This is a genomic window from Streptomyces sp. NPDC005752, from assembly GCF_040630715.1.
GTDB lineage: Bacteria > Actinomycetota > Actinomycetes > Streptomycetales > Streptomycetaceae > Streptomyces.
Genome location: NZ_JBEXYB010000002.1, coordinates 70,536 through 87,909, shown reverse-complemented (window position 1 = coordinate 87,909; position 17,374 = coordinate 70,536). Strand labels below are relative to the sequence as shown.

The 17,374-nt window shown below is 71.8% G+C and carries 17 protein-coding genes; 8 read left to right on the top strand and 9 right to left on the bottom strand.

From position 1 onward, the window contains the following. Positions 1-13: 13 nt before the first annotated feature. Together efeB and efeO are read right to left on the bottom strand one after the other, a co-directional pair. Positions 14-1,279: an iron uptake transporter deferrochelatase/peroxidase subunit gene (efeB, locus tag ABZ441_RS02060; protein ID WP_358966999.1), complete on the bottom strand. Its 1,266-nt coding sequence runs from the start codon at positions 1,277-1,279 to the stop codon at positions 14-16. Between the two features lie 14 nt (positions 1,280-1,293). Next, positions 1,294-2,430 carry an iron uptake system protein EfeO gene (gene efeO, locus ABZ441_RS02055; RefSeq protein WP_358966996.1) on the bottom strand — a complete coding sequence of 379 codons (1,137 nt, stop codon included), beginning with the start codon at positions 2,428-2,430 and terminating at the stop codon, positions 1,294-1,296. Positions 2,431-2,821: 391 nt separating this feature from the next. Between efeO and ABZ441_RS02050 the strand changes: the two genes are divergently transcribed. Next, complete coding sequence (locus tag ABZ441_RS02050) at positions 2,822-3,526, top strand: PhzF family phenazine biosynthesis protein (protein ID WP_358966994.1); 705 nt, start codon at positions 2,822-2,824, stop codon at positions 3,524-3,526. Positions 3,527-3,550: 24 nt separating this feature from the next. Here the strand turns inward: ABZ441_RS02050 and ABZ441_RS02045 are convergent, their stop codons facing one another. Both ABZ441_RS02045 and map read right to left on the bottom strand, forming a co-directional pair. Beyond that, positions 3,551-4,213 (bottom strand): biliverdin-producing heme oxygenase, encoded by a 663-nt coding sequence (locus ABZ441_RS02045; RefSeq protein ID WP_358966991.1) that lies wholly within the window; start codon positions 4,211-4,213, stop codon positions 3,551-3,553. A gap of 170 nt (positions 4,214-4,383) precedes the next feature. Beyond that, a complete protein-coding gene (map, locus tag ABZ441_RS02040) occupies positions 4,384-5,241 on the bottom strand; it encodes a type I methionyl aminopeptidase (protein ID WP_358966988.1) in 858 nt (285 codons plus the stop codon). 58 nt (positions 5,242-5,299) lie between these two features. Between map and ABZ441_RS02035 the strand changes: the two genes are divergently transcribed. Further along, positions 5,300-5,536, top strand: a complete 237-nt coding sequence (locus tag ABZ441_RS02035; RefSeq protein WP_358966985.1) for a hypothetical protein — start codon at positions 5,300-5,302, stop codon at positions 5,534-5,536. A 22-nt stretch (positions 5,537-5,558) separates the two neighbouring features. Here ABZ441_RS02035 and ABZ441_RS02030 read toward each other — a convergent pair whose 3' ends face one another. Beyond that, complete coding sequence (locus ABZ441_RS02030; protein WP_358966982.1) at positions 5,559-6,161, bottom strand: hypothetical protein; 603 nt, start codon at positions 6,159-6,161, stop codon at positions 5,559-5,561. A gap of 119 nt (positions 6,162-6,280) precedes the next feature. Between ABZ441_RS02030 and ABZ441_RS02025 the strand changes: the two genes are divergently transcribed. The 3 genes from ABZ441_RS02025 to ABZ441_RS02015 all read left to right on the top strand — a co-directional run bounded on the left by ABZ441_RS02025 (position 6,281) and on the right by ABZ441_RS02015 (position 7,606). After that, complete coding sequence (locus ABZ441_RS02025; protein WP_358966979.1) at positions 6,281-6,619, top strand: hypothetical protein; 339 nt, start codon at positions 6,281-6,283, stop codon at positions 6,617-6,619. A 10-nt stretch (positions 6,620-6,629) separates the two neighbouring features. Further along, a complete protein-coding gene (gene npdG / locus ABZ441_RS02020) occupies positions 6,630-7,340 on the top strand; it encodes an NADPH-dependent F420 reductase (protein WP_358966976.1) in 711 nt (236 codons plus the stop codon). A gap of 80 nt (positions 7,341-7,420) precedes the next feature. Continuing rightward, complete coding sequence (locus ABZ441_RS02015) at positions 7,421-7,606, top strand: hypothetical protein (RefSeq protein ID WP_358966973.1); 186 nt, start codon at positions 7,421-7,423, stop codon at positions 7,604-7,606. A 4-nt stretch (positions 7,607-7,610) separates the two neighbouring features. Here the strand turns inward: ABZ441_RS02015 and ABZ441_RS02010 are convergent, their stop codons facing one another. Then, positions 7,611-8,429 carry a site-2 protease family protein gene (locus ABZ441_RS02010; protein WP_358966970.1) on the bottom strand — a complete coding sequence of 273 codons (819 nt, stop codon included), beginning with the start codon at positions 8,427-8,429 and terminating at the stop codon, positions 7,611-7,613. Positions 8,430-8,554: 125 nt separating this feature from the next. On the opposite strand from ABZ441_RS02010, the gene ABZ441_RS02005 reads away from it, so the two are divergent. Beyond that, a complete protein-coding gene (locus ABZ441_RS02005) occupies positions 8,555-11,878 on the top strand; it encodes a BTAD domain-containing putative transcriptional regulator (RefSeq protein WP_358966967.1) in 3,324 nt (1,107 codons plus the stop codon). Positions 11,879-11,885: 7 nt separating this feature from the next. Here ABZ441_RS02005 and ABZ441_RS02000 read toward each other — a convergent pair whose 3' ends face one another. From ABZ441_RS02000 to panB, 3 genes are all read right to left on the bottom strand, one after another. Next, a complete protein-coding gene (locus ABZ441_RS02000; RefSeq protein ID WP_358966964.1) occupies positions 11,886-12,743 on the bottom strand; it encodes an ABC transporter permease in 858 nt (285 codons plus the stop codon). Continuing rightward, the gene (locus ABZ441_RS01995) at positions 12,740-13,756 is read right to left on the bottom strand and encodes an ATP-binding cassette domain-containing protein (RefSeq protein WP_358966961.1); all 1,017 of its coding nucleotides are present in this window, start codon (positions 13,754-13,756) and stop codon (positions 12,740-12,742) included. The genes ABZ441_RS02000 and ABZ441_RS01995 overlap by 4 nt, the downstream gene beginning before the upstream one ends. A 120-nt stretch (positions 13,757-13,876) precedes the next feature. Beyond that, the gene (gene panB, locus ABZ441_RS01990) at positions 13,877-14,764 is read right to left on the bottom strand and encodes a 3-methyl-2-oxobutanoate hydroxymethyltransferase (RefSeq protein ID WP_358966958.1); all 888 of its coding nucleotides are present in this window, start codon (positions 14,762-14,764) and stop codon (positions 13,877-13,879) included. 184 nt (positions 14,765-14,948) lie between these two features. On the opposite strand from panB, the gene ABZ441_RS01985 reads away from it, so the two are divergent. Together ABZ441_RS01985 and ABZ441_RS01980 are read left to right on the top strand one after the other, a co-directional pair. Continuing rightward, positions 14,949-16,556: a DHA2 family efflux MFS transporter permease subunit gene (locus ABZ441_RS01985; protein WP_358966955.1), complete on the top strand. Its 1,608-nt coding sequence runs from the start codon at positions 14,949-14,951 to the stop codon at positions 16,554-16,556. 112 nt (positions 16,557-16,668) lie between these two features. Further along, positions 16,669-17,367, top strand: a complete 699-nt coding sequence (locus ABZ441_RS01980; protein ID WP_358966953.1) for a TetR/AcrR family transcriptional regulator — start codon at positions 16,669-16,671, stop codon at positions 17,365-17,367. Positions 17,368-17,374: the final 7 nt, after the last annotated feature.

Below are 17,374 nucleotides of genomic sequence, written 5' to 3'. Positions count from 1 at the left end.
AACAGCGCCAGGGTCACGAGAACAGTGCCCGGCCCCACCAGTCGTCCTTGTCGCGGACGCCGGGCGGAACGGCGAAGACCGCCGAACCCACGTGCTGGATGTATTCGTTGAGCGCGTCCGAAGCCGCGAGGCTGCGCTGCACCGGGATGAAGCCCGTGCGGACGTCCCGCTGGTAGGCCAGGAAGAACAGCCCCGCGTCGAGTCTGCCCAGGCCGTCCGTACCGTCGGTGAAGGAGTAGCCGCGGCGCAGGATCGTCGCCCCGTCGTTGGTGTCCGGGTGCGCCAGGCGGACGTGCGCGGTCGGCAGCATCGCCTTGAGGAACGGTTCGTCGCGCTCCTTGGCCTTGCCGACCGGGGCACCCTCGCCCTTGTCCCGGCCGAAGATGTCCTCCTGCTCCTGGAGCGGGGCCCGGTCCCACGTCTCGATGTGCATGCGGATACGCCGGGCCACCAGGTACGAACCCCCGGCCATCCACCCGGCGTCGTCCTTCCGGCCGGCCCACACGTGTGTGTCCAGGGCCGCGTCGTCCGTGCCCGAGATGTTCCGGGTGCCGTCCTTGAACCCCATCATGTTGCGCGGGGTCTGCGTGCCGGGCGTCGTCGAGGACGTCTTGCCGAACCCCAGCTGCGACCAGCGGATGGCGGTGCGGCCCATTCCGATCCTGGCGAGGTTGCGGATGGCGTGCACGGCGACCTGCGGGTCGTCCGCGCAGGCCTGGACGCACAGATCCCCGCCGCTGCGGGCGGAGTCCAGGTTGTCGCCGGGGAACTTCGGCAGATCGACCAGCGCCTCGGGCCGCCGGTCCTCGAGGCCGAAGCGGTCCCGGGCGAACAGGGACGGGCCGAAGCCGATCGTGAGCGTCAGCCGCGACGGCCGGAGGCCCAGTGCCTCACCCGTGTCGTCCGGCGGGGCCTCGGCCGCCCCTCCGTACGCACCCTCGCCCACGGTCCGTCCGGCCGTCATCCGCTCGGCGGCCCGGGTCCATTCCTTCAGGAGGGAGACCAGTTCGGCCCGGTCCTTCGTCGTCACGTCGAACGCGGCGAAGTGCAGCCTGTCCTGGACCGCGGTGGCGATCCCCGCCTGGTGCGCTCCGTGGAAGGGCACCGCCGCGCCGCTGTCCGCGGCCGGTCCGGCGCTCCCGCCGGAGCGCACCACGGCGACCGCGCCGCCGGCCGTCGCGGCGCCGAGCGCCAGCCCGGCACCGCCCCAGCCGAGCAGCGCGCGGCGCGACGGCGTGGGAGCGGCCCCCGTGTCCTTGTCCCCGGTGTCCCCGGCCATGTCTACGGCTCCCGCTACTTCGTGACCGCGGCGGCCAGCTTGGACAGCGGCTCCGCCAGCGCGTTGACCGCGTCGGAGAGTTCCTTGCGGTCCGCCTTGCCGACCTTGTCGTACGAGGTGAAGTCGTAGGAGGTCTTGTCCGTGCGGTACTTGTCCAGCAGGGTGTTCAGCGCCGCGAACTGCTTGTCCAGGGAGGCGGTCAGCGCGGCGTCGTTCTTCGAAGCGATCGGCTCGAGGAGCGTGTAGGAGCGTTCCGCCCCCTCGACGTTCGCCTTGAAGTCGACGAGGTCGGTGTGGCTGTAGCGCTCCTCCTCACCGGTGACCTTGCCGGTGGCGACCTCGTCGAGGAGCTCCTTGGCGCCGTTGGCCATCGAGGTCGGGGAGATGTCGGCCCGGCCGACCCGCTTCTGCCAGTCCAGCAGGTCCTTGTAGAGGACAGGAGCGAGCTCCTTCTCCTCGGCGCCCAGCTTCCCGTTCTGCCACAGCGCCTTCTCCAGGCGGTGCCAGCCCGTCCACTTCTGACCGTCCTCCAGGCCGTCCTCGCGGACGTCGACCTTCGGGTCGATGTCACCGAAGGACTCGGCGACCGGTTCGGTGCGCTCCCAGCCGATACGGGAATCCGCGTACGCCTTCTTCGCCGCCTCGACGTCGCCCGCGGCCACGGCATCCGTGAAGACCTTCACCTTGGGCAGCGTCTCGTCGGCCTGTGCCTGTACGTAGTCGCGGTATCCGGCGACGGCCTTGTCCATCTCGGGGCTCCGCGCGGCGGCCTTCCCTCCGGTCGCCTCGACCGTCTGGCGGATGCCCTTGCCCTTCATCCCGGGCTTGCAGGCGATCTCGTACGTCCCGGCCTTGATCTCGGCCGTGATCCTCGCCCTGGTGCCAGGGCCGATGTTCTCGCGCTCGGTGACGATCCGGTCGTCAGGGAAGAGGACGTAGACCTCGGTGACCTTGGAACCCTTGTTCTCCACGGCGAGTTCGACGTGTCCGGCCGGGAACTTCTTGGACGAGACCTCGCAGGAATCGTCCTTGGCGACGACCTGTACGGCGCCGTCGCTCCTGCCGTCGCTCTTCTCGGCGCAGCCCGTGACGGCGGTCAGTGCGGCCACCGCGGCGACAGCGGTGACGACGGAGGGACGAACGGCTCGCATGCGGGCTCCACGAGGGTGAAAAGAGCGGGGGTGGTGCGGACGAACAGCAGGTGAGGCGCGCCTAACTTAACCGTGCCTTACCTCGCCGATACCCAGAGTTCGCGTGATTCGGGTCTCACTCCGGAGGGCCGGAAACAGCCCGGTCACAGGAGTCCCATGCGGAACCCGCAGGACGGTCAAAGGCGGGTCAAGCAAGCCCTTTCGGAGCGAGGCGCGGACACCCGGCCCGCCGGCCGGGCGAGGGGATGTCCGACCGGCTGCCGACGCGCCTCGGCGGTGACCGCCGGCGGCCCGCCGCCGTGCCGGCCGGGGCGCGTCCCGGCCGCACCGGCACTGCACGCCGGTGCGATCCTTTGGCCGCCCGGGGCACGGACGGTGCTTGAATGCCTGCGTGAACGACTTCGACGTACCCGACGGCATCGACGTACTGCGCGTGTTCTGCGGCCCCGACGGCCGGCACGGCAACCCGCTCGGGGTCGTACGGGACGGGCGCGGATACCCCGACGACGACTCCCGGCAGGCGCTCGCCCGCAAGCTCGGTTTCAGCGAGACCGTGTTCGTGGACGACCCCGAGCGCGGCGACGTCGACATCCGCACGCCGGACCTGCGGCTGCCGTTCGCCGGGCATCCGCTCGTCGGCGCGGCCTGGCTGCTCGACCTGGAGATCCTGGAGCTGCCCGTCGGGGACGTGGAGGCGCGCCAGGACGGCGAGTTCACCTGGATCACGGGCCGCCCCGAGTGGGTGCCGCCGAGGACCCTGGAGCAGTACGCCTCGGTCGCCGAGGTCGAGGCGCTGACCGGACCGCCGCCCGGCGCGGGCCGGCTCTACGTCTGGGCCTGGGAGGACGAGGCCGCCGGCCGCGTACGGGCGCGGGCCTTCCCGCGCCGCCGTGACGAGCGCGGCGACAGCCGCTCCGGTGGAGCTGGGGGGATCGAGGAGGACGAGGCGACCGGCGCCGCGGCCATGCTGCTGAGCGCCCAGCTCGGCCGGGCGCTCAACATCACGCAGGGCCGCGGCTCCCAGATCCTGACCGCGCCCGCGCCGGACGGCATGATGGAGGTCGGGGGGCGCGTCCTTCTGGCGGTCGCGTCCTGACCGGGCCCTCGGCGCCGGGAGGCGTCACGCGCTGAGCGGGAAGACCTCGCCCAGCTCGCGGAAGACGGTGGTGTTCAGTGCGAAGGCGCGCTTGCACTCGTCCATGACGCGCTGCTTCTCCAGGTCGTCGGCGTTCACGGCGTCCAGCAGTTCGCGGTAGTCCCGCTTGAAGGCGGCGGGGTTGGGGATCTGCTCGAAGACGTAGAACCGCACCCCGTCGCCCTTGCGGTCGAAGCCCCAGGTCTTCTCCGCGGTGCCGCGGATGATCTGGCCGCCCGAGAGGTCCCCGAGGTAGCGGGTGTAGTGGTGCGCTATGTACCCGGCGGGCCACTCCCTCGCGCACTCGGCGACGCGCGCGGCGTACGCGGCTGTGGCGGGCAGCGGCTCCAGCCCCTCACGCCACCCCTCGCCGCGCAGGTGCGTGAGGTCCCGCTCCAGCTCGGCCGCGCGCATCAGCTCCGGCTGGATGAAGGGCCCGGCGACCGGGTCCTCCCGCAGGGCCTGCGCACCGTCCTCGAGCGCCCGGTAGACGAACCACAGCTGCTCGGTGTAGCGCGTGTACGCCTCGACGCCGAGCCGTCCGCCGAGCATGTCGCCCATGAAGGTCGAGGACTCCGCCTCCGTGTGCTGCTCGTGCGAGGCGGTGCGGATGAGCGTCGAGAAGGGGGTGGTGGCGGTCGAGTCCAAGGCGGGCCTCCGGGGACCGAGGGGACGGGAAGTCCGGACAGGGGCGTACGTACCGGCGGCGGCTGAACGCGCCGGCGCACACCGGTGTCCCGATCTTCCTGCTTAGGCTTGCCTAAGTCAACAGGTTCCCGACTGGCTGTCGGTAAAGGGCGCGGGCGCGCACGGTCCGCCTACGGGAGGGTCAGGATGTCCGCCCCGGTCTCGGTCACCACCAGGGTGTGCTCGAACTGCGCCGTCCGCTTCCGGTCCTTCGTCACCACGGTCCAGCCGTCGTCCCACATGTCGTAGTCGTGGGTCCCGAGCGTCAGCATCGGTTCGATGGTGAACGTCATCCCGGGCTGCATCACGGTCGTCGCGTGCGGGCTGTCGTAGTGCGGGATGATCAGGCCGGAGTGGAACGAGGAGTTGATCCCGTGCCCGGTGAAGTCCCGCACCACCCCGTATCCGAACCGCTTCGCGTACGACTCGATGACGCGCCCGATCACGTTGATCTGGCGTCCGGGCCGCACCGCCTTGACGGCGCGGTTCAGTGACTCCCGGGTGCGCTCCACGAGGAGCCGCGACTCCTCGTCCACGTCGCCGCAGAGGTAGGTGGCGTTGTTGTCCCCGTGCACGCCGTCGATGTACGCGGTGACGTCGAGGTTCACGATGTCGCCGTCCCGGAGCACCGTGGAGTCCGGGATGCCGTGGCAGATGACCTCGTTGAGCGAGGTGCAGAGCGACTTAGGGAAGCCCCGGTAGCCGAGGGTCGACGGATAGGCCCCGTGGTCCACCATGAACTCGTGGGCGACCCGGTCCAGTTCGTCGGTGGTGACCCCCGGCGCGATGTGCTTGGCGGCCTCCTCCATCGCCTGCGCCGCGATGCGGCCGGCGATCCGCATGCGCTCCACGGTGTCGGAGTCCTGGACCTCCGGCCCGCTGTACGGAGTGGGGGCGGGCTTCCCCACGTACTCGGGACGCCGGATCCTTCCGGGAACGGAACGGACGGGAGTGATCTCCCCTGGTGCGAGAAGTGACTGGCCAGACATGTCAGCGAGTCTAACCAGCGTGCTCGGGGCACCATGGCAACGAGGAAAGGATTCCGCAATGGCCCTGTTCAAGAAGCGCACGGTGGGCAAACCGGGCGAATGGTACTACTGCCTGGAGCACAAGAAGGTCGAGGAGGGTCCCGAGTGCCCAGGGAAGGACCGATTCGGCCCGTACACCACGCAGGGGGAGGCGCAGCGCGCGATGGACACGGCGCGTGAGCGCAACCTGGAGTGGGAGAACGACCCGAAGTGGCACGACCGCTCGGACCGGCCGACGGACGAGACCCCGGACTAGGCCCGCGCCCGGGGCGGAGGTGTCACCAGCGCTCCGGCGGAGGCGCCGTCAGCTGGTCGGCCAGCCGGGAGAGCCGGTCGCGGAACGTGCGGCGGCCCCGGGGTGCCGGGGCGCCGTTCTCCCCCGCGGCGGCGCTGACCAGGTGCTGGACCGTGTCCAGGTCGACCTCGTCGCCGGCGGTCACCGTCAGCGCCTCGTGGGCGAGTCCCCGCACCTCCGCGTCACCCCCGTCCAGCGTGAGCACCGTCGCCCCCGCACGCCGCGCGTCGTGGACACGTTCCAGCAGGCCGTCGCCCGGCCGCCCGGGTGCCACCACCAGCAGCGTCCGGCCGCGTCCGGCCGTCTCGATCCGGCCCAGACCGGCGGCCAGGTGCACCGGGTCGTCCGGCTTCACCCGGTGGCGTACGAGCGTGGGGCGCAGCTGCGGCAGACCCGACCAGGTGGATTCGTCGACCAGATGAGCCGCCAGGTGCCACGGCTCGTACACCTCGGTCCCCACCAGCAGCAGCCCGCCGTCCTGCGGCACGACCGACGACCGCAGGGTCCGGGCGAAACGCCGGGCCGCCGCGGGCCACTCCGTACCGGCGAGCACCTCACGCAGCAACGCGACACGCACAGCATCCATGAACCGGCATCATGCCCCCGGGTACCGCCCCGGGACTGCCCGAACGCGGCAACCCACCCGTACGGGTACTGCCGGAACACGGAACTGCCCGCCCCCGCCGTGGCCGTCACCATCACGCCATGACCGCCGCTGACACCTTCGACCGGGTCTGGATACTCGGCTGGACACTGCTGGTCCTTCCGCTGTCCTGCGCCCTCCTGCGCGGCTGGGCACCGGCACGGCTCCGCCGGCGTGCCACGCCGCGCATGCTGCGGGCCCGTGGCATCGGAGGCCTGATCCTCTGGGCGAGCGCCGTGACGTCGGTCGTGTCGCGGTCGGCGGGGCTCTCCACCGGCGACCGGTACCCGCTCACGCTCCTGGCCGGACCGGTGGCGGTGCTCGCCGCGATCCTCCTCGTCGTCGTGACGGATACCGCGGAGCGGCGACGGCGGAGGAAGACCTCCCCTGCCTCGCAGTAGGGTCGGCGCCATGACTACGAACGACAGTGGCAGCGCCCCCAAGCCCCCCGCCAAGGACCCCTGGGACCTCCCCGACGTGTCAGGCCTGACCGTCGGCGTACTCGGCGGAACCGGCCCCCAGGGCCGCGGCCTCGCCTACCGCCTGGCCCGCGCCGGGCAGAAGGTCGTCATCGGCTCGCGCGCCGCGGACCGGGCCGGGGCCGCCGCCGCCGAACTGGGCCACGGCGTCGAGGGCGCGGACAACGCGGAGTGCGCGCGCCGCAGCGACATCGTGATCGTCGCCGTGCCGTGGGACGGCCACGCCAAGACGCTCGAGTCCCTGCGCGAGGAGCTCGCCGGGAAGCTCGTCGTCGACTGCGTCAACCCGCTCGGCTTCGACAAGAAGGGCGCCTACGCGCTGAAGCCCGAGGAGGGCAGCGCCGCCGAGCAGGCCGCCGCCCTGCTGCCGGACTCCCGGGTCACCGCCGCCTTCCACCACCTGTCGGCGGTCCTCCTCCAGGACGAGGCGATCGACGAGATCGACACCGACGTCATGGTGCTGGGCGAGGCGCGCGCCGACACGGACACCGTGCAGGCACTCGCGAGCCGTATCCCCGGGATGCGCGGCGTGTTCGCGGGCCGGCTGCGCAACGCGCACCAGGTCGAGTCCCTCGTCGCCAACCTGATCTCGGTCAACCGCCGCTACAAGGCACACGCGGGGCTGCGCACCACCGACGTGTGAGTCCGTGTCCGGAGCCGAAACGGGCATGAGGGACACTGGACGGGACCGCGCACCATCCCCGGACAGGAGCACCAGCCCTCATGCCCCGCCTCGCTCTCTACACCCTCGCCGTCTGTGTACTCGCCGTCGCCGCGGCCGTGGTCTCCTTCGTCCAGGGCAGCATCCTCCTCGGGATCGTCTGGGTGCTGCTCGTCGGCCTCTCCTCGAACATGACGTGGTTCTACGTCCGCAAGCACAGGGCGCAGACGGAAGCGGCCGCGAGCTGAGGGCTCACGCCCCCTGCGGCACCGCGCAGACCGGGTTCTGGTCGCCGAACCACTCCTGCCAGAAGCGGTAGGTGTCGAGCCCGCAGTACGTCTCGACCTCGCTGACGCCCAGGCCCCGCAGCAGCGCGTCCACCGCGTCGAAGAAGACCCCGTTGAGCTCGGGGATCCACAGGAGCGCGAAGACGGCGATCAGCCCGAAGGGCGCGAACGGCTCCACCTGGCGCCGGACCTTGTACGACAGCCACGGCTCGATCACGCCGTAGCCGTCGAGCCCCGGGACCGGCAGGAAGTTGAGGATCGCCGCCGTCACCTGGAGCAGCGCGAGGAACGCCAGGGCGAACCGGAAGGACAGCGGGACGCCGTCCAGGGCGCCCAGCCAGAACGGTGCGGTGCAGACGACGGCGAACAGGACGTTTGTCAGGGGGCCCGCCGCCGAGATCAGGCTGTGCTTCCAGCGCCCGCTGATGCGGCCCCGCTCGATGTAGACCGCGCCGCCCGGCAGGCCGATGCCGCCCATGATCACGAACAGCACGGGCAGCACGATGCTCAGCAGGGCGTGGGTGTACTTGAGCGGATTGAGCGTCAGATAGCCCTTCGCCCCGATCGAGATGTCGCCGCTGTGCAGCGCGGTGCGCGCGTGCGCGTACTCGTGGAGACAGAGCGAGACGATCCAGGCCGCCGTGACGAAGAGGAAGACCGCGAAACCGGTCTGCTCGGCGAAGTCCGTCCACACCGCCCAGCCCGAGACGGCCATGACGGCGACGATCCCGAGGAAGATCGAACTGACCCGCCGGTCACTGGGGCGGCGGAACGCGGTGGTCATCGGCGGCACTCCTGAGGGGCTGGACGGCTGGCTGCGGCCCCCGAGCGTACGGGTGACACGGCGAGAACGCCTCACCGACGGGTGGTAGTTCCACGGCGGACGGAGCCTTCACGGACAATGGGCCCGTGTACTACGGCATCCTCGGTACCACCCGCGCCCTCCGCGCCGACGGCACGGCCGTCGCCCTCGGCGGGGCGCGGCTGCGCGCCCTGCTCACCGTGCTCGCCCTGCGCCCCGGACGTACGGTCCCGGCCGGGGTGCTCGTCAACGAGGTGTGGGACGGCGACCCGCCCTCCGACGCCCCGGGTGCCCTGCAGGCACTCGTGAGCCGCCTCAGGCGCGCGCTGGGCCGGGACGCGGTCGAATCCGCGGAGAACGGCTACCTCCTCGCCGCCGGTCCGGACGCCGTTGACCTGCACCGCTTCGAGCGGCTCGCGGCGGAGGGTGCCAGGGCGCTGGAGGAGGGTGACGCGGCGAAGGCAGCCACCGTCCTCGACGACGCGCTCGCCCTGTGGCGGGGCCCCGCTCTCGCCGACCTGCCGGACCGCGCCGTGGCGGCCGCCCGCTGGGAGGCCAGGCGCCTGGACGCCCGCCGGACCCGGGCCGAGGCGGTCCTCGCGCAGGGCCGCACCGACGAAGCGCTGCCCGAACTGGCCGGGCTCTGCGCCGACCACCCCCTGGACGAGCCCCTGCAGGTGCTCCGTATCAGGGCGCTGCGGGACGCCGGGCGCACCGCGCAGGCACTCGCGGCGTACGACGAGGTGCGCACCCTGCTCGCCGACCGGCTCGGCACCGGCCCGGGCCCCGCACTGCGCACCCTGTACGAGGGGCTGCTGCACCAGGAGCCGATCGTCCCGGCCCCCGTCCCGCCGCCACCGGCACGGCCGGGCAATCTGCGGGCCAGGCTCACGAGCTTCGTCGGCCGGGAGGCGGACATCGCGGACCTGGGCGAGGACCTGACCCGTGCCCGCCTGGTCACCCTCCTCGGCCCCGGCGGTGCGGGCAAGACCAGGCTGTCCCAGGAGGCCGCCGAAACGGTCGCCGCCGCATGGCCCGACGGAGTGTGGCTGGCGGAACTGGCCCCCGTGGACGACCCGGAGGCGGTCCCCGAGGCCGTGCTCGGCGCGCTCGGGGCCCGTGAGACCGTCCTGCGCGGGGCGGGCGCCGAAGGACTGCGCGCCGTCGAACGCAGCTCCGTGGCCGGGGCCGGGAGCGCGCTCACCCACCTCACCGAGCACTGCTCCCAGCGGCGCATGCTCCTGCTGCTCGACAACTGCGAGCACGTGGTCGAGGCGGCGGCCCGGCTGACCGACCACCTGCTCGCCCGCTGCCCCGGGCTCACCGTCCTGGCGACGAGCCGGGAGCCCCTCGGTGTCCCCGGCGAACTGGTGCGGCCCCTGGGCCCGTTGCCCGACCCCATGGCCCTGCGCCTGTTCGCCGACCGCGGCGCCGCCGCCAGGCCCGGCTTCAGGGCCGACGCCGACGCCGGGACGGCGGCGGCCTGCGCGGAGATCTGCCACCGCCTCGACGGGCTGCCGCTCGCCATCGAACTGGCCGCGGCCCGGCTGCGTATGCTCGGCCCGCGTCAGATCGCCGACCGCCTGGACGACCGCTTCCGCCTGCTGTCCAGCGGCAGCCGCACCGTACTGCCGCGCCAGCAGACCCTGCGCGCGGTCGTGGACTGGTCGTGGGACCTCCTCGACGACGGCGAGCGCGCCGTCCTGCGCCGGCTGTCGGTCTTCGCCGGCGGCTGCGACATCACCGCGGTGGAGGGTGTCTGTTCCCTGCCGGGTGCGGAGTCCGGCGACACCGGTGACGTGACGTTCCTTCTCGGTTCCCTGGTCGACAAGTCCCTGGTCGTGGCCGCTCCCGGTGACGACGGCGACATGCGTTACCGGCTCCTGGAGACCGTCGCCGAGTACGCGGCCGAGCGCCTCGACGCATCGGGGGAGCGGGCTGCCGCGGAGCGCCGGCACCTCGTCCACTACCGCGAGCTCGCCCGCGTCAGCGACCCCGCACTCCGTGGCGCCGGGCAGCAGGCCGCGCTCGCCCTGTTCCAGCGCGAGTACGAGAACGTGCGCACCGCCCTGCGCCGTGCCGTCGCCGCCGAGGACGAGCACGAGGCGCTCTGCCTGGTGCACTCCCTCTGCTGGTACTGGCAGATGCGTGATCTGCGGAGCGAGGCGAACCTCTGGGCGGACGCGGTCGCGGCTCTCGGACCCGACCCGTTCACCGAGCCCGTCGAGCCCGTCCCCTCGCTGCTCGAACGCTGTACCGACCGTCCGCCGCCGATGGTGGCGGAGCAGCTCCAGGAGGCCCGCCGCGGGGTGCGGCTGATCCAGCTGGTGAACATGGGCCACCAGGAAAACGAGTGGATGACGAGCGCCGGCATGGACCGGCTGCGGACGATCGCCCGCACCTACCGGCCGGGTCAGCCGCAGACCTGCCGGATCCCGGGCTCACTGTGGCTGTTCGCCGTCATGTTCACCGGGGACGTCGACGAGTTCCGCGCCCTTCTGGACGGCACGGTGAACGCCTGCCGGGAGCTCGGCTTCGAGTGGGAGCTCGCCACCGCCCTCCAGATGCGGTCCAACGCACTGGCCAACCGACCCGACCGGGTGGGTGAGGCCGGGCGGGATGCCGACGAGAGCCTGGACATCTTCATGGGTCTCGGTGACGTCTGGGGCGCCGCCGAGGCACTCGCGTCCAGGGGGGAGGCCAACGAGCGGAGAGGCGAAAGCGCCGCCGCCGCCGAGGACTTCCGCGCCGGCGTCGCCTACGCCGAACAGCTCGGGGCCCATGCCCAGGTGGCGGTGCTGCGGGCCAGGTACGCCTCCGCGCTCTGCGACACGGGCCGGGGCGAGGAGGGGGAGCGCATCCTGCGCGAGGTGCTCGCCGACGGCCGGCAGTCAGGCCCCGAGGCCAGGCCCGTGGCCCGGCTCCACCTCGCGCTGTGGCTGGGAAGGACCGGTCGGGTAGGCGAGGCGCGTGAGCAACTGGACATCCTGTTCGGTGCGTTCGTGTCCGAGTCGGTGGCCCTCGTCGAGGGGTTCGTGCTCGGTGTCCAGGCATGGCTGGACAACCTCGAGGGGGACTACGGCACCGCCCTCTCCCGGTCCGTCCGCGCGCTGAAGCGGTCCGGCGACTCGATGGCGCAGGTGGTGGCGCCCCAGATGACCTCCATCCATCTGGTCGTCGTGGCCTGGGCGCTGGCGGGGCCCGGCGGCGAGGACCGCGGGCGGGACGCCGCACGCCTGCTCGGCCTGCACGCGGCGCTGCTCCCGGAGGGCTACGTGCCCATGGCGGTGGAGCGCCAGAACCTGGCCATGGCGGAGGAGACCGTCCGCACCTGCCTGACGGACGACGCCTACGAGGCGGCGCACGCCGAGGGCGGCGGCCTCACGCTGGAGGAGGCCACCGCCCTCGCGGGCACGTACCTGGCTCAGTGAGCCGTGATCAGGATTTCTTGCGGAACCTGGACACCGCGAGCGGGGCCACCACCGCGGTGATGGCCACGGTCCAGCCGAGCGTCACCCAGACCGAGTGGGCCAGCGGGCCGCCCATCATCAGGGCACGGGCGGAGTCGGCCAGGTTGGACAGCGGGTTGTAGTCGGTGAACGTCCGCAGCCAGCCGGGCATGGTGCCCGTCGGCGCGAAGATGGACGACCCGAACTGGAGCGGCATCAGCACGAGCATCCCCATCCCCTGCACCGCCTGGGCCGTCTTCATGGTCAGCCCGAGAAGGATGAAGATCCACATGATGGCGGCGCCGAACGCGGCCGAGAGGGCGATCGCCCCGATCAGTCCGAGCACCGACTCCTGGAGTTCCATACCGAGGGCGAAGCCCATGCCCAGCAGGATCAGCGTGGCGACCATCATCCTGCCGAGTTCGACCACGATCTTCGCGATGAGCACGGAGGAGCGGGCGATCGGCATCGTGCGGAACCGGTCCATGACCCCCTTGCGGAAGTCGTCGTTGACGCCGGCACCGACCGCCATGGCGATGTTCATGCCCATCATCGCCATCAGGCCGGGGATCAGGTAGTTGAGGTAGTCCTGCCGGTCACCGCCCATGCTGCTGCCGACCGAGCCGCCGAAGACGTACACGAACAGCAGCGTGAAGATGATCGGCATCAGGAGGGCGTCGAACATCGACTCCGGATCCTTCCTGATCTGGAGCAGATTGCGCCGCACCAGCGCCCCGATGTGGCGAAGGTTGTTCCGTAGCCCGATCCGGCCCTCGTCGTGGAGACGCGTGTCGGGTGCGGACGCGGCCGTTTCGGTGGGGGTGGGCGTCAGAGTCGTCGTGCTCATGCCGCGACCTCCTGGGGGATCGTGCCGGTGACGGTGGCCTTGTCGCCCGTGATGGCGAGGAACACCTCGTCCAGGCTGGGAAGCGCGGTGGCGACATGGGCGAGCGAGAAGCCCCGGGTGCCGAGCAGTCCGATCACCGCGGTGAGCTGCTCGTCGCTGAGGATCTGTACGTGGAGCAGTCCCTGGTCCGGGACCGTCTGGGCGCCCGCGATGCCGTCGAGGCCGCTCTCTTGCAACGCCCGTGCCATCGCGGTCAGTTCGGCCGGGTCGGAGGGCCGGATCTGCAGAGTGCGGCCGCCGACCTTGGCCTTGAGCTCGTCGACGCCGCCCCGGGCGATGATCTTCCCCCGGTCGATGACGGTGAGCTCACTGGCGAGCTGTTCGGCCTCTTCCATGTACTGGGTGGTGAGCAGCACGGTCGCCCCCTCCGCGACCATGCGCTGCACCTCTTCCCAGACCTCGTTACGGGTACGGGGGTCCAGACCCGTCGTCGGCTCGTCCAGATAGAGCACGGCCGGGCTGCCGATCATCGAGGCGGCCAGGTCCAGCCGGCGCCGCATACCGCCGGAGTAGTCCATCGCGGCCTTCCTGGCGGCGTCGGTGAGCGAGAAGCGCTCCAGCAGCTCGTCGGCGCGGGACCGTGCCTTCCTGCGCGGCAGGTCGAGCAGGCGCCCGATCATGTAGAGGTTCTCCCAGCCGGAGAGCTTCTCGTCGACCGAGGCGTACTGGCCGGTGAGGCCGATCGTGCGGCGGAGCTGCCGGGGCTGCCTGACCACGTCGCAGCCGGCGACGACGGCATGCCCGGCGTCCGGCACGATCAGGGTGGACAGGCAGCGTACGAGGGTGGTCTTTCCGGCACCGTTGGGCCCGAGCACGCCGAGGACGGTGCCCTCGCGCACGTCGAGGTCCACCCCGTCCAGTGCCTTCGTGGCGCCGTAGTGCTTGACCAGCCCCCGTACCTCGATGGCGTTCGTGCCGCCCCTGAGGTTCTTCGCGTTCTTCATGGACACCATGACACCAGCCCTCACCGACAAGTCGCCGACATGTCGGTGACAGGGGACCGAGCACAGGCGACAGCCCGCCGAGGGGGGAAGTCGGCGGGCTGTCGGTGGTGCGGCAGTGGTGTGTGGGCGTCAGTGGAAGGTGTGCTCCGCCGCCGGGAACGTGCCGCCGACGACCTCTTCGGCGTACTCCCTGGCGGCGTCGGCGAGCACCTGGCGCATGTTCGCGTACTGCTTGGTGAAGCGCGGGACCTTGCCGCCGGTCAGTCCGACCATGTCGGTGTAGACCAGCACCTGCGCGTCCGTGTCGGGTCCGGCGCCGATGCCGACGGTCGGGATGTGCAGGGTTCGGGTGACCTCGGCGGCGAGCTCGGCCGGCACGAGTTCCAGGACGACGGCGAAGGCGCCCGCGTCCTGGACCGCCTTCGCGTCGCGAAGCAGCTGCTGGGCGGCCTCCTCGCCCCGGCCCTGCACGCGGTAACCCATGGCGTTGACGGACTGCGGCGTCAGGCCGATGTGGCCCATGACCGGGATTCCGGCCTCGACGAGGAGCCGGATCTGCTCGTGGGAGCGCTCGCCGCCCTCCAGCTTCACCGCGCCCACTCCGGCGTCCTTGATCAGCCGGGTGGCGTTGCGCAGGGCCTGGACCGGGCCCTCCTGGTACGCCCCGAACGGCAGGTCGGCGACGATGAGGGCCCGCTTGGTCCCCCGTACGACGGCGGCCGAGAGGATGGCCATCTCGTCCATGGTGACCGGCACCGTGGTCTCGTAGCCGAGGTGGCAGTTGCCCATGGAGTCGCCGACGAGCATGACCGGGATGCCGGCCTCGTCGAACACGGACGCGGTCATCGCGTCGTAGGCGGTGAGCATCGGCCACTTCTCGCCGCGCTCACTGGCGGCGGCGATGTCGTGGACGCTGATGCGGCGGGTGCTCGTGCCCCCGTACAGCGCCTTGCCTGCGCCGGGAGCGGGGCCCGTGGGGGGTGTTGCGGACTGGTGGTGCGCAGCCTGAAGCGACATGGCCAACGGCTCCTTCGTCATCTCGAGGCGCCCTGACGGCGTCCCCGGATCCCTTCCATGGTGGCATCCCGGCACCGTTCCCGGGAAGTGGGCCCACCGTGCCCGGTGAACGGTGCCGGGCAACCGGGTAAAGTCTTTCCAATACGAGACGGTGCCGTATTGGAAAGTGGTTAGAGTCGTGGCCATGTCCATACCGTCCGGCGGCCCCGCCGCCGCGCCCCGTGTCCCGGAGGCGGTCCACCGCCGCCGCTGGGCCATCCTCGGCGTCCTCATGTTCAGCCTGCTCATCGTCGTTCTGGACAACTCGATCCTGAACGTCGCGGTCAAGACGATCGCCAGCCCCGCGCCGACCGGTATCGGCGCCACCCAGAGCGAGCTCGAGTGGGCGATCAACTCCTACACGCTCGTCTTCGCCGGGCTGCTCTTCACGGCCGGCCTTCTGGGCGACCGCATCGGCCGCAAGAAGGTCCTGCTGGCCGGGATCCTCGTCTTCGGCGTCGGCTCGGCCCTGGCCGCGCTCTCCTCGTCACCCGGCGAGCTCATCACCTGGCGCGCGCTGATGGGCTTCGGCGCGGCGTTCGTGATGCCCGCCACCCTCGCCGTCCTGATGAACGTCTTCGAGCGCGACGAGCAGCCCAAGGCCATCGGCATCTGGGCCGGCAGCGTCGGCCTCGGCATCGCGATCGGTCCGATCACCGGCGGTCTGCTCCTGGAGCACTTCTGGTGGGGCTCGATCTTCCTGGTCAACGTGCCCGTGGTGGTCATCGCGCTCATCGCCATGGCCGTCCTCGTGCCCGATTCCAAGGACCCCGCCCCCGGCCGCGTCGACCCGTTCGGGGTCGTACTGTCCGTCATCGGCCTGGTCCTGCTGGTCTACGGCATCATCCGCGGCGGTGAACTGGCCTCCTTCACCGACGTCACCGTCCTCGCACCGCTGATCGGCGGCCTGCTGGTCCTGACGGCCTTCGTCTGGCACGAGAAGCGCAGCAGCCACCCGTCCATCGACATCTCCTACTTCCGCAAGCCCGCCTTCTCCGCCGCCGTCGCCGCCATCGCGCTGGTCTTCTTCGCGCTGATGGGCGTCACCTTCTTCTCCGCCTTCTACCTCCAGAGCGTGCGCGGCTACACCGCCCTGGAGTCCGGACTGCTGATCCTGCCGCTCGCCGCCGCACAGATGGTCTTCGCGCCTCGCGCCCGGCTGGTCGTCGACCGGTTCGGGGCCCGGGCGGTCTGCACCGTCGGCATGCTGCTCGTCGCCGCGGGCCTCGCCGCCTTCGCGCTGTTCGACGCCGACACCCCGCTGTGGGTGCTGTGCCTGGTCTTCTTCGTCCAGGGCACCGGCATGGCGCACATCATGCCGCCGGTCACCGTCGCCGTGATGCAGGCCCTGCCGCGCGAGCGGGCGGGCTCGGGCTCCGCCATCAACAACACGTTCCGCCAGGTGGGTGGAGCGCTCGGTATCGCCGTGCTCGGCTCGGTGCTCTCCACGGTCTACCGAGGCGACATCGAGGGCCACCTCGACGACGTTCCGGCCGCCGCGAGGGACGTCGCCGGCGAGTCCATCGAGGCGACCCTGGGCGTCGCGGAGAAGCTGGGGCCGGCGGGCAGGCCGCTGATCGCCGCGGCCAACGACGCGTTCATCGGCGCGATGCACGTCACCGCGCTCGGCTCGGCCGCGGTCGCCCTGATCGGCGCGGCGGTGGTGGCCGCGTTCCTGCCCGGCCGGCCGCCGGTACCGGGGGAGCCGGACCAGGCCCGCCAGGCCGTCGGGGAGCCCGCGCACCAGTCCTGACCCGCTGCTCCGGCCGGGGGAGTCGCTCCGCCCCCGGCCGGTCGGCGAGAATCGATGCGTACGGCGAACAGCGAACAGCGAGCGGCGGACGGCGCAGCGAGAGGCGGCCCACGTGCGGCAGGCGGCACAGAACCCGGCGCGGGACCCGGCCGGTCCGGGGGACCCGCCCTGCCGGAAGCAGGAGCCGCGCCGCGGCCGACCCCGCAGCGCGGCCGTGGAACGCGCGATCCTCGACGCCGTCGTCCAGCTGCTGGAGGCGGGAGAGACCCTGGACGGCCTGTCCATCGAGCGCATCGCCCGCACCGCGGGGGTCGGGAAGGCCACCATCTACCGCCGCTGGAGCGGCAAGGAGGAGCTCTTCGTCGACGTCCTGCGCGACATCGAGCCCGCCGACCCGACCGTCTCCGGCACCGCCGGTCTGGACGACCTGCGCGTCCTGCTGGAATCCATGCGTACGCGCGGTCTCGCCCAGCGCTCCTCCGCACTCCTGCACAACGTGTTCGTGCAGATGAAGAAGCACCCCAGACTCTGGACCGAGTACCAGAGCACCGTCATCGCGCCGCGGCGCGCCGCGATGCTCGCCGCCGTGCGGCGGGCCGTGGACGCGGGGGAGCTCCGCGACGACCTCGACGTGGAGCTCATGGACGACCTGTTCCTGGGACCGATGCTCGTCCGCACCGTCCACCGGCCCGAGGCCCCTCTCCCGGAGGACCTCGCCGACCGCATCATCCGGACGCTCCTCCAGGGCCTCGCGCCACGCGGACCGGAACCGCGGGCCGCGGCCGCGGGGAGGACAGCCGCCCCCGTGTGATCGTTCT

Excerpts from the sequence above, each read along its gene's own strand:
- efeB (WP_358966999.1), bottom strand. The coding sequence starts at position 1,279 with ATGGCCGGGGACACCGGGGACAAGGACACGGGGGCCGCTCCCACGCCG.
- efeO (WP_358966996.1), bottom strand. The coding sequence starts at position 2,430 with ATGCGAGCCGTTCGTCCCTCCGTCGTCACCGCTGTCGCCGCGGTGGCC.
- map (WP_358966988.1), bottom strand. The coding sequence starts at position 5,241 with ATGTCTGGCCAGTCACTTCTCGCACCAGGGGAGATCACTCCCGTCCGT.
- ABZ441_RS02035 (WP_358966985.1), top strand. The coding sequence starts at position 5,300 with ATGGCCCTGTTCAAGAAGCGCACGGTGGGCAAACCGGGCGAATGGTAC.
- ABZ441_RS02030 (WP_358966982.1), bottom strand. The coding sequence starts at position 6,161 with ATGGATGCTGTGCGTGTCGCGTTGCTGCGTGAGGTGCTCGCCGGTACG.
- ABZ441_RS02025 (WP_358966979.1), top strand. The coding sequence starts at position 6,281 with ATGACCGCCGCTGACACCTTCGACCGGGTCTGGATACTCGGCTGGACA.
- npdG (WP_358966976.1), top strand. The coding sequence starts at position 6,630 with ATGACTACGAACGACAGTGGCAGCGCCCCCAAGCCCCCCGCCAAGGAC.
- ABZ441_RS02015 (WP_358966973.1), top strand. The coding sequence starts at position 7,421 with ATGCCCCGCCTCGCTCTCTACACCCTCGCCGTCTGTGTACTCGCCGTC.
- ABZ441_RS02010 (WP_358966970.1), bottom strand. The coding sequence starts at position 8,429 with ATGACCACCGCGTTCCGCCGCCCCAGTGACCGGCGGGTCAGTTCGATC.
- ABZ441_RS02000 (WP_358966964.1), bottom strand. The coding sequence starts at position 12,743 with ATGAGCACGACGACTCTGACGCCCACCCCCACCGAAACGGCCGCGTCC.
- ABZ441_RS01995 (WP_358966961.1), bottom strand. The coding sequence starts at position 13,756 with ATGGTGTCCATGAAGAACGCGAAGAACCTCAGGGGCGGCACGAACGCC.
- panB (WP_358966958.1), bottom strand. The coding sequence starts at position 14,764 with ATGTCGCTTCAGGCTGCGCACCACCAGTCCGCAACACCCCCCACGGGC.
- ABZ441_RS01985 (WP_358966955.1), top strand. The coding sequence starts at position 14,949 with ATGTCCATACCGTCCGGCGGCCCCGCCGCCGCGCCCCGTGTCCCGGAG.